The 14,390-nt window shown below is 70.8% G+C and carries 13 protein-coding genes; 10 read left to right on the top strand and 3 right to left on the bottom strand.

What is annotated here, in order from left to right:
* The first annotated feature begins 5 nt into the window (after window positions 1–5).
* The 4 genes from ACO0E1_RS05425 (at window position 6) to ACO0E1_RS05410 (ending at window position 5,963) form a co-directional block, all read left to right on the top strand.
* A complete protein-coding gene (locus ACO0E1_RS05425) occupies window positions 6–3,548 on the top strand; it encodes a S8 family serine peptidase (protein WP_422873255.1) in 3,543 nt (1,180 codons plus the stop codon).
* Window positions 3,549–3,693: 145 nt separating this feature from the next.
* Window positions 3,694–3,858 (top strand): hypothetical protein, encoded by a 165-nt coding sequence (locus tag ACO0E1_RS05420; RefSeq protein ID WP_281266854.1) that lies wholly within the window; start codon window positions 3,694–3,696, stop codon window positions 3,856–3,858.
* Between the two features lie 246 nt (window positions 3,859–4,104).
* Entirely contained in the window at window positions 4,105–5,403 is a 1,299-nt protein-coding gene (locus ACO0E1_RS05415) for an adenylosuccinate synthase (protein ID WP_413602887.1), read from the top strand.
* 2 nt (window positions 5,404–5,405) lie between these two features.
* Window positions 5,406–5,963, top strand: a complete 558-nt coding sequence (locus ACO0E1_RS05410; protein WP_422873254.1) for an arsenate reductase/protein-tyrosine-phosphatase family protein — start codon at window positions 5,406–5,408, stop codon at window positions 5,961–5,963.
* A 163-nt stretch (window positions 5,964–6,126) separates the two neighbouring features.
* Here the strand turns inward: ACO0E1_RS05410 and ACO0E1_RS05405 are convergent, their stop codons facing one another.
* Window positions 6,127–7,395, bottom strand: coding sequence for an MFS transporter (locus ACO0E1_RS05405; protein ID WP_422873253.1), 1,269 nt, complete (start codon window positions 7,393–7,395; stop codon window positions 6,127–6,129).
* A 54-nt stretch (window positions 7,396–7,449) separates the two neighbouring features.
* Between ACO0E1_RS05405 and ACO0E1_RS05400 the strand changes: the two genes are divergently transcribed.
* The 4 genes from ACO0E1_RS05400 to ACO0E1_RS05385 all read left to right on the top strand — a co-directional run bounded on the left by ACO0E1_RS05400 (window position 7,450) and on the right by ACO0E1_RS05385 (window position 9,604).
* Window positions 7,450–8,241 (top strand): AraC family transcriptional regulator, encoded by a 792-nt coding sequence (locus tag ACO0E1_RS05400; RefSeq protein ID WP_422873252.1) that lies wholly within the window; start codon window positions 7,450–7,452, stop codon window positions 8,239–8,241.
* Window positions 8,238–8,663 (top strand): hypothetical protein, encoded by a 426-nt coding sequence (locus tag ACO0E1_RS05395; RefSeq protein WP_422873251.1) that lies wholly within the window; start codon window positions 8,238–8,240, stop codon window positions 8,661–8,663. The genes ACO0E1_RS05400 and ACO0E1_RS05395 overlap by 4 nt, the downstream gene beginning before the upstream one ends.
* Before the next feature lie 237 nt (window positions 8,664–8,900).
* Window positions 8,901–9,233: a hypothetical protein gene (locus tag ACO0E1_RS05390; RefSeq protein WP_422873250.1), complete on the top strand. Its 333-nt coding sequence runs from the start codon at window positions 8,901–8,903 to the stop codon at window positions 9,231–9,233.
* A 41-nt stretch (window positions 9,234–9,274) separates the two neighbouring features.
* Entirely contained in the window at window positions 9,275–9,604 is a 330-nt protein-coding gene (locus ACO0E1_RS05385; RefSeq protein ID WP_422873249.1) for a hypothetical protein, read from the top strand.
* Window positions 9,605–9,677: 73 nt separating this feature from the next.
* Here the strand turns inward: ACO0E1_RS05385 and ACO0E1_RS05380 are convergent, their stop codons facing one another.
* Together ACO0E1_RS05380 and ACO0E1_RS05375 are read right to left on the bottom strand one after the other, a co-directional pair.
* Entirely contained in the window at window positions 9,678–10,985 is a 1,308-nt protein-coding gene (locus ACO0E1_RS05380; RefSeq protein WP_422873248.1) for a PP2C family protein-serine/threonine phosphatase, read from the bottom strand.
* A gap of 133 nt (window positions 10,986–11,118) precedes the next feature.
* A complete protein-coding gene (locus ACO0E1_RS05375; protein ID WP_422873247.1) occupies window positions 11,119–11,823 on the bottom strand; it encodes a CPBP family intramembrane glutamic endopeptidase in 705 nt (234 codons plus the stop codon).
* A gap of 160 nt (window positions 11,824–11,983) precedes the next feature.
* Between ACO0E1_RS05375 and ACO0E1_RS05370 the strand changes: the two genes are divergently transcribed.
* Both ACO0E1_RS05370 and ACO0E1_RS05365 read left to right on the top strand, forming a co-directional pair.
* Window positions 11,984–13,423, top strand: coding sequence for a tyrosine-protein kinase domain-containing protein (locus ACO0E1_RS05370; protein ID WP_422873246.1), 1,440 nt, complete (start codon window positions 11,984–11,986; stop codon window positions 13,421–13,423).
* Window positions 13,424–13,436: 13 nt separating this feature from the next.
* Entirely contained in the window at window positions 13,437–14,390 is a 954-nt protein-coding gene (locus tag ACO0E1_RS05365) for a WD40/YVTN/BNR-like repeat-containing protein (protein WP_422873245.1), read from the top strand.

The raw sequence follows: 14,390 nt of genomic DNA, 5'->3' as shown, positions 1-14,390 counted from the left end.
GACGCATGACCCGAGTCGTCACCGCACTCGTCGCGGCCGGAGCCCTCGCCTGCGGCGGTCTCGCCGTCGGTGGCACGGCGTCTGCCGCGCCGGCCGGCGTCGCATCGGCCGACCTCAAGCTGTCGGCACCGCTGCGGAGCGCGAAGCCCCAGACGACGATCGCCGCCTTCGTGCGGACGACCGGCGAGGGGGCGCTCGCCGTGGACGCCAAGGCGAAGGGCGGTGACCTCACGCAGTCGAAGAGCCCGTCCGGCGCCGCGAAGCAGCGGCTGTCGGCGATCAAGTCGACGACCGAGGACGTCCGCGACGCCGTGCAGTCCGCCGACGCCGATGCGACCGAGCTCTACACGACCGAGTACACCGTCCCCGGTGTCGCCGTCGTGGCCGACGTGGCAGCGCTCCGCAAGGTCGCGGAACGCTCCGACGTCGAGAGCGTCATCCCGCTCACGCCGAAGAAGATCGTCGACCCGACCGTCAGCGAGCGCGCCGACGCGGCTCCGAGCGGCGTCGACCCCGACGCCGTCAAGCCCGGCGCCGACGGCGTCAGCCCGAAGAACGCGGCGAGCGACGTCTACACGCGCGCCCTCGACGCCTGGCAGCAGACCGGCCACACCGGCAAGGGCGTGAACGTCGCCGTGCTCGACACCGGCCTCGACTACACGCAGGCGGACTTCGGCGGCCCCGGCACGACGGAGGCGTACGAGCAGGCGCTCGCGAGCTCGAGCGCGCCGGACCCGAGCTGGTTCGACGCGAAGAAGTTCCTCGGCGGCTACGACTTCGCCGGCCCCACGTACAACGCGGACCCGGCCTCCCCGGCCTACGACCCGACCCCGAAGCCCGACGACAACCCGATCGACGGCAAGGGCGGCGACCACGGCACCCACGTCTCCGGCACCATCGCCGGGTACGGCCTCGACGCCGACAAGAAGACCTTCGAGGGGGACTACAAGAAGCTGACCACGCAGTCCGTGCAGGACATGTGGATCGGCCCCGGCACCGCACCGGAGGCCGGGCTCTACGCCCTCAAGGTCTTCGGTGACGGCGGCGGTTCGACCGACGTCACCGGTGCCGCGCTCGACTGGGTCGGCCAGGCACTGACCGAGGGCAAGGACATCAACGTCCTCAACCTGTCGCTCGGCTCCGACTACGGTGCACCGGACGACCCCGACAACGCCAAGATCGACGCGCTCACCGCCCGCGGTGTGCTGCCGGTGATCGCCTCGGGCAACGCCGACGACTTCACCGACATCGGTGGCTCGCCGGGCAACGCCGAAGGAGCCCTGACGGTCGCCGCGAGCGCCACCGGCCAGAGCCTCTACGACGGCGTCCAGGCGACCGCTCCCGCTGACGTCGCGAAGACCTACCGTGCGCAGTACTCGCAGAACTACCAGGGCGCGCTGCCGGTCGAGGGCGACGTCGTCGTCCCGACCACGAACGTCGACGGCTGCGCCGCGTTCAGCGCGGACGAGGCCGCGAAGGTCAAGGGCAAGGTCGTCTCGCTGAAGTGGACGGACGGTGCGCTCGAGTGCGGCTCCGGTGTCCGCTTCAACAACGTGCAGGCAGCCGGCGGCGTCGGCGTCCTGCTCGCCGGGACGATCAACACCTTCGACAGCGGGATCGCGGGGAACGCGACCATCCCGGGTGCCGAGCTGACGGCGGACAGTGCTGCGAGCCTCCAGTCCGCTGCCCAGGCCGGGACCCTGCACGTGAAGTTCGCCGACGAGCTCAAGGGCTTCCAGCTCGCAACCGACGCCGATGCCGTGAACACGCTCGCGCAGTTCACCAGCCGTGGTGTCCACGGGTCGTTCGACGACATCGTCAAGCCGGACGTCGCCGGCCCCGGGGTCAACGTGATCTCCGCGGCCAACGGCACCGGTGATGGCCGCATGTCGATGAGCGGCACCTCGATGGCGACGCCGGACGTGGCGGGCATCGCCGCGCTGACGTTCGAGTCGCACCCGACGTGGTCGGCGCCGGACGTGAAGGCGACGATCATGAACACCGCGACGCACGACGTGCGGGACGGCGACGGGAACGCGACCCTGCTGCGGCAGGGGACCGGCCGTGTCGACGCGCTGCAGGCGGTCACCGCCGGCACCACGGTGCGCAGCGTCGAGAACGACCAGCTCGTCACGGCGTCGTTCGGTGTCGTCGAGGTCGCCTCGCCGACCACCGAGAAGCGCACGCTGCAGATCAAGAACACCGACGGTCGGCCGCACACGTACGACGTGGCCTACGAGTCCCGCGTCGCGCAGGCCGGCGTCGCGTTCTCGATCGACAAGCAGCGCGTCACGGTCGTGCCGCACGGCACCGCCACCGTCACCCTGACGATGACGATCGCCGACCCGACGAAGGTCGGGCGCACCATCGACCCGACCCAGGAGTCGACGACGCTCGGGTACCAGCGCGAGTTCGTCTCCGCTGCGACCGGTCTCGTCACGTTCACGCCGACCGACAAGAAGTTCAACCCGCTGCGGATCGGCACCTACGCCGCGCCGAAGCCCGTGAGCGCCGTGCACGGTTCGGACGTGTCCTTCGAGAGCGACTCGGCCGAGTCGTCGATCGCCCTGGCCGGCCGCGGTGTGACCGGCGCCCTCGTGGCCCCGTTCGTCCTCGGCGGGACCGACCCGCAGGAGTCGTTCCCGGACGGTTCGGCGAAGCAGTCGCTCCAGGCGGCGGACATCAGGGCCTACGGCGCGAACGCGTCGGACGGCACGCTGGCGTTCGGCGTCCAGACGACCGGTCCCGACGCGAACCCCGGCGCCGTGACCAACGTCGAGGTGCTCATCGACGCCGACCGTGACGGCACGCCGGACTACCTGGTGTACGACGCCAAGTCGGCCACGGTGGACGCCACGTTCGCGACGACGATCGACCTCGCCACGGGCGAGACGCTCGACTCGCAGCCGCTCAACGGCGGGGCACCGGGTCATGACGTCAACACGTTCGACAGCGCGGTGAAGGTGCTGACCGTCTCGCAGGAGGCGATCGGTGTCACCGGCGCGTTCGACTACTCGGTGCTCACCGAGTCGGCGTACGCACCGGCACTCGCGACGAGCGGCTCGTACGTGGTCGACGACACCAAGTCCGCGACGTTCGACCCGTCCGCACCGGCGCTGTCGTTCGGGGGAGTCCTCTTCCCGGACAGCGGCTCGATCCCGGTGACCCGCTCCGCCGGTACCTCGTCCGCGAGCGTCCTGCTGCTGCACCTGCACAACGCGGTCGGTGACCAGGTGGACACGGTGTCGGCGACGGTCGCTGCGCCGAAGCTGGCGCTCCGCGAGGGCAGCGCGGTCACGGTGTCCGGCACGCCGAAGGTCGGCAAGAAGCTGACCGCGCAGCACGGCTCCTGGAACGCCCGCGGCGTCAGCTACTCCTACGAGTGGCTGCGTGACGGCGAGGTCGTCTCGGGCGCGGACGGCGCGAAGTACAAGCTGGGCACCGGTGACGTCGGGCACCGCTTCCAGGTGCGGGTGACCGCGTCGGCGAAGGGGTACCAGGACGGCACCGCGACCTCGGCGTCCACCGCGAAGGTGACGCGCAAGTAGGGGTGCGCCGCGCGCCCCACTGAGGGAACAGAAGACGTCGGGTCGGGTCATCCAGCCCGACGTCTTCTGTTCCCTCGATCGGCCGGGATGCGTGTCGCGGATATGTAGTTAGACAAACTAGTAAATCGGTGGCACGGTGGTGACCATGCAGAACACGTTGTCGCAGCTCCGGCAGAACCCAGTCGAGTGGCGCCGTCGTGGCCTGACCCCGCCGGACGTGATCCAGGCGATGGTCAACGAACGGCTCGCCGAGCCGGGCCACAACGCCCCGATGACGAACCCGAGTTACGCAGACTTCTTCCGGTCCTGATCCCCGGCAGAAGAGACGCGCGGACGCGATCGGGTCGCGGCCGTGGATGAGAGCGACGGGAGGCACGGTGCCAGCTGGCACCGTGCCTCCTGGTCGTTCCTGCGGTCGCGTCGGCCGATGCGGCCGTCGGCTACGTCGGTTCCGGTGCCTCGGCGCAGGTAGCGAGGAAGTGGCCGTCCGATAGACTCGGGTGGACCACCGGCCCGACGGTCGCGTGAGGTCCTCCGCCAACGTGAGGAGAACCAGATGCCCGCAGCAGTCATCATCGGCGCCCAGTGGGGTGACGAGGGCAAGGGGAAGGCGACCGACCTCCTCGGCAGCCGCATCGACTACGTCGTCAAGTTCAACGGCGGCAACAACGCCGGGCACACCGTGGTCGTCGGCGGCGAGAAGTACGCGCTCCACCTGCTGCCGTCCGGCATCCTGACCCCCGGTGTCACGCCCGTGATCGGCAACGGCGTCGTCGTCGACCTCGAGGTCCTCTTCCAGGAGCTCGACGCGCTGAAGGCCCGCGGCGTCGACGTCTCGAAGCTCCGCGTCTCGGCGAACGCCCACGTCATCACCCACTACCACCGCACCATCGACAAGGTGACGGAGCGCTTCCTCGGCAAGCGGCAGATCGGCACCACCGGTCGTGGCATCGGCCCGAGCTACGCGGACAAGATCAACCGCGTCGGCATCCGCATCCAGGACATCTTCGACGAGAACATCCTGCGCCAGAAGGTCGAAGCAGCCCTTGACCAGAAGAACCACCTGCTGGTGAAGGTCTTCAACCGTCGCGCGATCGACCCCGAAGAGGTCGTCGAGTCGCTGCTGTCCTTCGCCGAGCGCCTGCGCCCGATGGTCGCGGACACGGCCCTCGAGATCCACCGTGCCCTCGAGCGCGGTGAGACCGTCCTGTTCGAGGCTGGCCAGGCGACCATGCTCGACGTCGACCACGGCACGTACCCGTTCGTCACGTCCTCGTCGGCGACCGCGGGTGGCGCGGCGACCGGTTCGGGCATCGGCCCGGGAAAGATCCAGCGCGTCATCGGCATCGTCAAGGCGTACACGACCCGCGTCGGCGCCGGACCGTTCCCGACCGAGCTGTTCGACGAGTCGGGGGAGTTCCTCCGCGCGAACGGCTTCGAGTTCGGCACCACGACCGGTCGTCCGCGTCGCTGTGGCTGGTACGACGCCCCGATCGCCCGGTACACGGCGCGCATCAACGGCGTGACGGACTTCGTGCTCACGAAGCTCGACGTGCTGACCGGGCTGGAGACCATCCCCGTGTGCGTCGCGTACGAGGTCGACGGCGAACGCGTGGACGAGGTCCCCGTCTCGCAGTCGGACTTCCACCACGCGAAGCCGATCTACGAGGACTTCCCCGGTTGGACCGAGGACATCACGGGTGCCCGTTCGTTCGAGGACCTCCCCGCGAACGCCCAGGCGTACGTCCTGGCGGTCGAGGCGATGTCCGGCGCACGCATCTCGGCGATCGGCGTCGGCCCCGGTCGTGACGCGATCGTCGTCCGTCACGACCTGCTCGGCCAGGACGCGGCCTGACGATGCGGATCCTGTTCGTCTGCAGTGGCAACATCTGTCGGTCACCGCTGGGCGCACAGGTCCTGGAGGCTCGGCTCGGCTCGGTGGCGTCGTCGTACGTCATCGAGTCGGCCGGCACCATCGCCCAGGACGACATGGCCATGGACGGCACGGCCGCCGCGCAGTCCGTCCGGCTCGGCGGCGACCCGTCCGCACACCGGTCGCGCTACCTGACGGAGTCGATCGCCGTCGGCGCCGACCTCGTGCTGACCGCTGAGCGCTCGCACCGGGCCGACGTCGTCCGCCTCGCGCCGCGGGCCGCAAAGCGTGCGTTCACGATCAAGCAGTTCGCGCGGGTGCTCGACGGGCTCGAGCCGTCCGACCTCGCCGACGTGCACTCCCCGGAGGCGCTCGTCGAGCGGGTCGCCCGACTCCGTGGCACCGTCGCGCCGCCGGTCGACCCCGCTGACGACGACGTCGACGACCCCTACCGTCGCTCGGAGTCGACGCACGCCCGCGTCGCCGACGAGATCGACCGGGCGCTGGCGACGATCGCCGACGCCTTGCGCGCGGTCGTGTAGCGCGGGGGCAGCCCGGCGGGCGGCCTGACGCTGCCGCGTCGGCCGCCGGTAATCGAGGGAACAGAAAACGTCGGGTCGTCCGCGGAGACCCGACGTTTTCTGTTCCCTCGATGCCGTGCGGGGCCGCTCGCGCTCGACTTGGCGCGCGCTCGACACCGCGCGCTCAGTGGCGGGCGAGCACGTGGCGGTCGCGGCTGGCGGCAGCGCCGGCGAACCCCTGGACGACGAGCAGCGCCAGCAGCACCCCGATGGGCACCGTCCACCCGCCCGTCGCGGTGTGCAGCAGCCCGATCCCGAGCGGCCCGAGCCCGGCGAGCAGGTACCCGATGCCCTGCGCCATCGTCGACACGTGCGCCGTGTGCCTGGCATCGGGGGAGCGCCACACGATGTAGCTGAGCGACAGGCTGATCGCCCCGCCCTGCCCGAGGCCGAGCAGCGTCATCCACACCCATGCCCCCGTGGCCGGTGCGACCGCGAGCCCGACGAACCCCGCCATGCAGAGCACGACGACCACGAGCACCGGCACCCACGACGGCCGGATGCGCCGGGCGATCGCCGGCCCCGCGATGCCCGTGAGGATCCCGGGCAGGCTCGAGTACGCCAGCATCAGCCCCGCCGTGTGCGCGGAGACGCCGGCGTCCTGCAACACCGTCGGTGCCCAGGTCAAGAACGCGTAGTACGACAGGCTCTGCAACCCCATGAACCCCGTCACGGCGATCGCCACCGGATCGCGGAGGAGTGCCGTCATCCGGGGCTCGCCGGCCTCGGACGGAGCATCGGCCGCGCGGGTCTGTCCTGCGACGCGCACGTGCCCCGGGTTCTGCAGCGCACGCGGTAGCCACACCAGGAACGCCAGCACCGCGGGGAGCGCCCAGAACGCCAACGCCGGTCGCCACGACCCGCCGAACGCCGCCATGAGGGGCACGACCGTGGCCGACGCGACCGCGGCACTGAGGAACAGCATCGTCGAGTAGAGCCCCATCATCAGCCCGACCCGGTGGGCGAAGTCGCTCTTGATCGCGGCCGGCATGAGCACGTTCGCGACCGCGATCGCCGCCCCCGCGAGCACCGTTCCGCCGTACAGCGCCCACCCCTGCGGCTCGAATCGGAGCGCGATGCCGAGCGCGAGCACCGCCATCGTGAGTCCGAGCAGCCGGTGCAGCCCCACCCGCCTGGTCAGCACGGGCGTCAGGAACGCGAACGCCCCGAACGCGAACACCGGGATCGTGGTGAGCAGGCTCGCCGCCGACGGGGTGAGGTGCAGCGACCGCTCGACGGCGGTCAGCACCGGCCCGACCGAGGCGACGCCCATGCGCAGGTTGATCGCGATGAGCAGCAGCCCAGCGCCGACGTACCAGGCGGCGAGCACCCGACGGCGCCGCGCGGGCGGAGGCACGGTCACGGGGAGCGGGACGGAAGCGGTCGAGGTCATGCCATCATCCGACCACCCGCCGCCCCTTGCCCGGAACACGTACACTGCCGTTTGATGTCGAAAACCCGCCTCCCTGCCGATCAGGTGATCGACGTCCGGCTGACCGACGACCGGGCCGAGGCGGCGTTCCACTTCGACCACGCGGAGACGACCACCCCGCACACGCACACCCGCGGCCACCTGGTGCATGCCGCCAGCGGCGTCCTGTCGCTCATCACCGACGACGGCGCCTGGATCGGCCCGCCCAACCGCGTCGCGTGGGTGCCGGCCGGCGCCGAGCACCGGCACCGCGCCCACGGGGAGACCGACATGCGCGTCGTGTACCTCGACGCGGACGCGGCCGCGTCCCTGCCGTCCGGGCCCGCGGTCCTGGCGGTCACCCCGCTCGCACGGGAGGCCCTGCTCGCCGCCACCGCGCAGGTGCCGCGTTCCGAGACGGCGCGTTCACACCTGCGGGCGGTCATCGTGGACGAGGTCGCGTCCGCGCCGGAGCAGCCGCTGCACCTGCCGGAGGCGCACGACGTGCGGCTGCGCCGCGTCGTCGCCCTGGTCGAACGCGACCTGAGCACGCCGTGGTCGCTCGGTGCCCTGGCGCGGCAGACGGGCGTCGGGGAGCGGACGCTGACACGACTGTTCCGCGACGAGACGGGCATGGGGTACCGGCAGTGGCGGCTGCAGCTCCGGGTGCACCGGGCGCTGGTGCTGCTCGCGCAGGGGTGGTCGGTGACGGACACCGCGGCGGCGTGCGGCTGGGCGACGACGAGCCAGTGCATCGAGCAGTTCTCCCCGCTGGTCGGCATGACCCCCGGGGCGTACCGTCGAGACGTGGGGATGATCGGCGCATGACCGGACGTCGCGGAGCCAGGGCCGGGACCGTGACCTGGCTGTGCTGGTGCGCCGCCGGGATCGTCGTCACGTTCGGCGTCTTGGTACTCGTGGGCCGGTGGATGCCGACGACCTTGTGGGTCGCCACGGCCTGGGTGTTCGTGGTGGTCGCCGAGCGTCGGGTTCGACAGGTCTTCCCGCGGCGTGCACCCCACTGGCTCCTCACGGTCGTGTACACCGTCACCTTCATCGGACTCGGGCTGGTGCTCCCAGCGCTCTGGCCGGACACCTGGCACCGGGACGGCGTGCTCCTCGGACTGGTGATCGGCATCGTGCTCCTGTCCTTCGGTGCGGCGACCGCGGTCTTCGCGGAGCGGTACATCCCCCGGCGGGCGATCGATGCGGAGATCGAGCGGTACCGGCGGTCTGTCGATGATGCGTGACCAGGCGACGGGATCGCGCCCGGTCCGATGACCCGGTGGACTGTCCGCTGAGCGAGTACCCCGGTGGGGGACGTGTACCCCGGAAACGCGTCGCACCGTCCCGCGAATCCGGGAACTGACGATGGTCCGCATGAACAGAACCCGTGAATCGACGGGGGCAGCTGGCGAGCGGATGGGCCGGCGCCATACGGTTTGAGGACCGCAGGATGTACCCCGGAACGTGACAGGAGCAGCGCGATGAGCATGACCGACAGCAGCACGAAGACGCAGCGTGACGTGACCCTCGACACCGACACCGTCGACACGATCGCCGTCCTCGAAGCCGAGACCGTCAGTGCCTCGCGGCCGGCTCGCGCCAAGCTCACCTGGACGCAGGAAGACGCCGGCGAGTGGATCGCCAACTACGGCGGCTACTTCGGCGGTTCGGTCGACAAGCGCGACGGCCGCTACGTCGCCTCCGACACGTTCGGCCTCGTCGTGGGCGAGTTCACCTCGCTCGAAGACGCCCAGGGCCACCTCGCCGACCAGCTGCACATCATGCTGCCGCCGGTCATCCGCCCGGTCGACTAGTCAAAGAGCACCACACCCCTGTACGTCCTGAGGAAGGAACCATGAGCATCGCCGAGTCCCACCGCCCCGACACCGAGGCGAAGCTGGACACCGAGACGATCGAGGTCATCACCGCGATCGAAGCAGAGGTCGTCACGCCGTCGACCCCGACCCAGGCGCGCATCATCTGGTCGCGCCCGGACACCGGCCTGTGGGCCGCGAACTACGGCGGGTACTACGGCGGCACCGTCGACCAGCAGGGCGCGCACTACTTCGTGTCCGACACCTTCGGGCAGTACGTCGGCGACTACCGCACGCTCGACGAGGCCAAGGCCGCACTCGCCGACCGCCTCAGCCGGGTGCTGCCGGACGTCATCCGCGCGGCCCGGTAGTCGCACCGACCTCGAGCTGACCGCGCCGCACCGACCTCGAGCCGGCCGCGCAGCACCGACCTCGAACTGACCGCTATGCGCTGACGAGCTGCCCCGTCGCGCCGGTCCGCTCCGGTGCCACTGCGACGGCATCCCGTCGCAGCGCCACCACGGTGACGTCGTCGTCGTGGTCCATCGACCGGGCGAGTGCGATGAGGCGCTCGACGATCGCTCCGGGGCTGGTGTCCTCGCGTGCGATCGCGGCGACGCGGTCGATCGTGTCGAGCTCACCACCGAACAGGTCGAGCACGCCGTCGCTGATGCACACCAGCACGTCGTCCGGTCCGAGTCGGGTCTCCGCCGTCGTCCACACCTCCTCGAGCCCCAGGCCGATCGGCAGGTACGAAGACGCGAGCCGCTCCGCCGAACCGTCCCGCCGCGCGATCACCGTCAGCCCGTGGCCGGCGTCGACCCACCGCAGCACGTCACCGTCGATCCGGGCATGGAACAGCGTCGTGAAGCCGGCCGTCGTCTCCACATGGTCTGGATCGACCGCGAGGCCCTGCGATGCCCGGTGCACCGCAGCAGCGGGATCCGGTTCGGTGCGGGCGCTGCGCAGCACGGCGCGGACCGCGGCCGCGAGGAGCGCGGAGCCGACGCCCTTGCCCATCACGTCGCCGAGCGTCAGCGTGAGCCCGCCGTCCGTCTCGTACCAGTCCAGGAAGTCGCCGCCGACGCTCCTGGCGGGCAGGCACGTCCCGGCCACGCGGTAACCCGGGACCTGCCCGACCGACCGGGGGAGCAGCGAACGCTGGATCTCGGCAGCCCGCTCGATCTCGGCCTGGACCACTGCCTCCCGGTCGCGCGACCGCCGGAGCTGCGCGCCGTGCAGGCGGCTGAGCTGGTTGACCACGATCGCGAGCGTGCCGTACGCGATGAGCACCACGCCGAGCCGGACGAACTCGGTGGTGGGGTCGGCGGCGCCGCCACCGAAGAGGAACGGCGTCAGGATCACGACCGCCGTGCCGAGCGCGGAGTACAGGATGAATCGCCGGCCCTCCTGCGCGGCGAGCCACACCACGGGGAGCACGACGAGCGCGGTGAACACCGACGTCGACGAACCGGTGGACCAGCGCAACAACCCGAGCGCGAGGAAGTCGATCGCCGGCACGATGTTGACCAGCGGCGAGTTCGAGCCGCCGCGGACGCCGACCACCGCGGACCAGAGCGTGGCGACGATCGTCAACGCGATCGCGGCGAACAGCCCGCCCTCGTCGGTCACCCTGAGCTCGGGGAGCGTCAGGGAGAGGACGGTCGCCATCGCGACGAGGAGGGCGAGCGGGGCCTGCTTCATGAGCGGGCTGAGCGACCAGCGCTGCCGGAACCGGGTCGTCGTGTGCATGGGGCCGCCTCCGCTCACAGCCCTGATCCCGGGCCCGTCGTGTCCTGGTTCGGGACACACCTGGTGTTCGGAGTCCTCGCGATCAACGCTAGGTCGCGACACCGGGCCGCAGCACCCCCAGAATACGGGGCGATCAGCGCGGCCAGGTGGCGACGACCGCCACGGCGTTGAACACGGCGTGCGCCAGGATCGCTCCACCGATCCGGTCCGTCATCGCCACCAGCGTGCCGGTGAGCAGCCCGAGCAGGAACGTCGTGACGAAGACCTCGAAGCCGCCGAGGGTGGATCCGCCCGCACCGATCACCACGTGCACGATCGCGAACACGAACGCCGTCACGACCACCGCCAGGAACCGCGTCCGCGGTGTGAGCGCGTCAGCGAGTCGGCGCTGCAGGATCCCGCGGAACACGAGCTCCTCGACGACCGGGCTCACGATGCAGGTGCCGATCGCCGCCACCAGCAGGAGGACCACGGAGAGGTTCCCGAGGGTTGGCGCCGGAGTGAGGCCGGTCGTCCCGAAGAACGACAGCGACATCCCGGCGTCCACGGCCCGGCAGACGACCACGATGCCGATCGCCGCGACCACGTCGGCCAGGTCGAGCCGGAAGAGCGGGCGGACGGCACGCGTCCCTCGCAGGGCGACGACCGCTCCGATCACGAGCGGCACCCACACGGCGAGATCGCTCGCCAGCACCTGCGCGACCGGGCTCGGCAGACCCCCAGTTCGTGCGACAGCACCAACGATCCGCGTCAGGACCACCGCGACGACGATCGCGATGAACACGACGATGAGCGTGCGGTCCCGCGCGGGTGCCTGGACATCCGGTTCGGGCTGCATGGTGTCACCGTACGGGACACGGAACGCGGTGCGACCACGAGCCGACACGAGTGCGACTCATGCGTGTGGCAGTATTTCCCTGCCGAATGCTGGGAGAATCCCGGCTCGCTCGCGACGGGACACCGCGACGGCCGGCGATCTCCAGGGGAAAGGCAGGCGCGTGGAGCTACGCGACTACATCACGGTGCTGCGCAAGGGATGGGTGCTCATCCTGGTGCTGGCGCTGGTCGGCGTCGCCGCCGCTGCCGGCTTCTCGGTGCTCAAGAAGCCGGTCTACTCCGCCTCGGCCCAGGTGTTCGTCTCCACGCAGACGAGCGGCAGCGCGAGCGACCTCGCACAGGGCAACACCTTCACGCAGCAGCGGGTCCTGACGTACTCGAACCTCGTCACGACACCGATCGTCCTGCTGCCGGTGATCTCGAGCCTGAAGCTCGACATGAGCGCGGACGAGCTCGCGAAGCTCGTCACCGCCGATGCCCCGACGAACACCACGCTCATCGCCATCACCGTCAACGAGACCGACCCCGTCCAGGCCGCCGACATCGCGAACGCGACCTCGCAGAGCCTGACGAACGTCGTGCAGAACATCGAGGCCACCGACGCCAACGGCGCCAGCACGGTGAAGCTCACCCGGGTCAAGGAAGCCCAGGTCCCGAGCACCCCGATCAGCCCGAACGTGCCCGTCAACGTCGTCCTCGGCCTGCTCGTCGGCCTGGCGCTCGGTGTCGGCCTGGCCGTCCTGCGCGAGACCCTCGACAACCGGGTGCGCACCGAGGCGGATATCGAGAAGATCAGCGACAAGCCGATCGTCGGTGGCATCGCCTTCGACAACAAGGCTTCGGAGCGGCCGCTCATCGTGCAGGTCGACCCGCGCAGCCCCCGGGCCGAGTCCTTCCGCACGCTCCGCACCAACCTGCAGTTCGTCGACATCGGCAGCGACGCCCGCACGTTCGTGATGACCTCGTCCGTCCAGTCCGAGGGCAAGAGCACCACCGTCGCGAACCTCGCGATCGCCCTCGACAGCGCCGGCTACAAGGTCATCCTCATCGACGCCGACCTGCGTCGTCCCCGCGTCGCCCAGTACATGGACCTCGAGGGCGGCGCCGGTTTGACCGACGTCCTCATCGGCCGTGCCGCACTCGAGGACGTCGCCGTCCCGTGGGGCCGCGGCAACATGGTCGTCCTGCCGGCCGGCGAGATCCCGCCGAACCCGTCCGAGCTCCTCGGTTCGCAGGCAATGGGCCTGCTCATCGAGCGCCTCGAGGCGCAGTTCGACTACGTGCTGTTCGACGCCCCGCCGCTGCTCCCCGTCACGGACGCCGCGATCCTGTCGAAGAAGGCATCGGGCGCGATCGTCGTGGTGGCCTCCGGACGGACCATGAAGGGCCAGCTCGCCGGCGCCGTCCAGTCGCTCCAGAACGTCGGGGCCCCGATCGCCGGCTTCGTGATGACGATGATGCCGACCAGGGGACCCGGGGCCTACGGCTACGGCCGGTACGGCTACGCCTACGGGTACGGCATCGACGAGGAAGACGCCCCGAAGCCGCCGAAGCAGGCTCGCCGCGGTCGCGTCGGAGCGCTCCGGAAGGCGGAGCGGTGAGGGCGGTCTCCACGTGAGCCCGCGCCGGGGATCCAGCAGCCTCGGCCGAGCGATCTCGCGTCGCACCCTCGTCTGGGTCGGGATCGTCGTCGTCGCCCTCGTGGTGATCGACGTGGTCCTGGTCGGTCTCGCCGTCGCGCGCACCGCGCCTTCGACGAACGGCACCGCCGGTCCCATCCCCACCTTCTCCAGCACCCCGATCCCGACAGGGACCGGCACGGCTGCTCCGCAGCCAACCGCCACCAGCGGGACCGCAGCGATGGTCACGCCCGGCCACCACCTGCTGTCCGCCACCAACGGTCTGGAGGCATGGCGAGCCTCCAGTGGGACCTGTGGCGGTGACGAGGCGGTGCTGCAGCACACCGTGGACGGCGGGAGATCGTGGACCTCCGTCGGTCTCGGTGACGGTGTGAGCACCGTGCTGGCGCTCCGCGCCAGCACCACCGGCGTCGCCGTCGTCGCCGGCACCGGTGACGACTGCGCGCCCACCGTCCGCACCAGCACGGACGACGGTGCCACGTGGAAGGACGGTCCGGACGGAGCGGCCGGCGCCGCCATCGGGACCGACGGTCTCCTCCTGAAGAGCGGCACCGTCGACGCGCCCTGCCCGGACCCGATCGAGGTCTTCCAGGGCACCTACACGACCGCCGTCACCTGCGACGGCGAGGTCCAGTGGCGATCCGGCACCGGGGCGTGGGTCGCTGCGCCGATCGACGGCGTCCGGTCCCTCGCCGACGCCGGCAACACCTACACGCTCGCGCGCACCGGCATCGCGTCGTGCGACGGCGTGCAGATCGCGAGCATGCCCGCGGCGAAGGTCACCGCCACCACCGAGGCCACCGCGCTCGGCTGTGCGGCGGATGCCGACGCCAGCGGGGCGGTCACCATCGCCAGGGCCGGGCAGCACGTGTGGTTGTGGGCCGGTGACTCGGTGCGGGTGTCGGGTGACGGTGGTGTCACGTGGTGA

Source organism: Curtobacterium guangdongense, from assembly GCF_049341845.1.
Taxonomy (GTDB): Bacteria; Actinomycetota; Actinomycetes; order Actinomycetales; family Microbacteriaceae; genus Curtobacterium; species Curtobacterium guangdongense.
The sequence above is the reverse complement of the archived record's forward strand: the minus strand, read 5'-3'. Positions and strand labels throughout refer to the sequence as shown.

Bases quoted from the DNA above. Each gene is read 5' to 3' on its own strand.
- ACO0E1_RS05415 (WP_413602887.1), top strand. From the start codon at position 4,105: ATGCCCGCAGCAGTCATCATCGGCGCCCAGTGGGGTGACGAGGGCAAG.
- ACO0E1_RS05420 (WP_281266854.1), top strand. From the start codon at position 3,694: ATGCAGAACACGTTGTCGCAGCTCCGGCAGAACCCAGTCGAGTGGCGC.
- ACO0E1_RS05425 (WP_422873255.1), top strand. From the start codon at position 6: ATGACCCGAGTCGTCACCGCACTCGTCGCGGCCGGAGCCCTCGCCTGC.
- ACO0E1_RS05375 (WP_422873247.1), bottom strand. From the start codon at position 11,823: ATGCAGCCCGAACCGGATGTCCAGGCACCCGCGCGGGACCGCACGCTC.
- ACO0E1_RS05410 (WP_422873254.1), top strand. From the start codon at position 5,406: ATGCGGATCCTGTTCGTCTGCAGTGGCAACATCTGTCGGTCACCGCTG.
- ACO0E1_RS05380 (WP_422873248.1), bottom strand. From the start codon at position 10,985: ATGCACACGACGACCCGGTTCCGGCAGCGCTGGTCGCTCAGCCCGCTC.
- ACO0E1_RS05405 (WP_422873253.1), bottom strand. From the start codon at position 7,395: ATGACCTCGACCGCTTCCGTCCCGCTCCCCGTGACCGTGCCTCCGCCC.
- ACO0E1_RS05390 (WP_422873250.1), top strand. From the start codon at position 8,901: ATGAGCATGACCGACAGCAGCACGAAGACGCAGCGTGACGTGACCCTC.
- ACO0E1_RS05400 (WP_422873252.1), top strand. From the start codon at position 7,450: ATGTCGAAAACCCGCCTCCCTGCCGATCAGGTGATCGACGTCCGGCTG.
- ACO0E1_RS05385 (WP_422873249.1), top strand. From the start codon at position 9,275: ATGAGCATCGCCGAGTCCCACCGCCCCGACACCGAGGCGAAGCTGGAC.
- ACO0E1_RS05395 (WP_422873251.1), top strand. From the start codon at position 8,238: ATGACCGGACGTCGCGGAGCCAGGGCCGGGACCGTGACCTGGCTGTGC.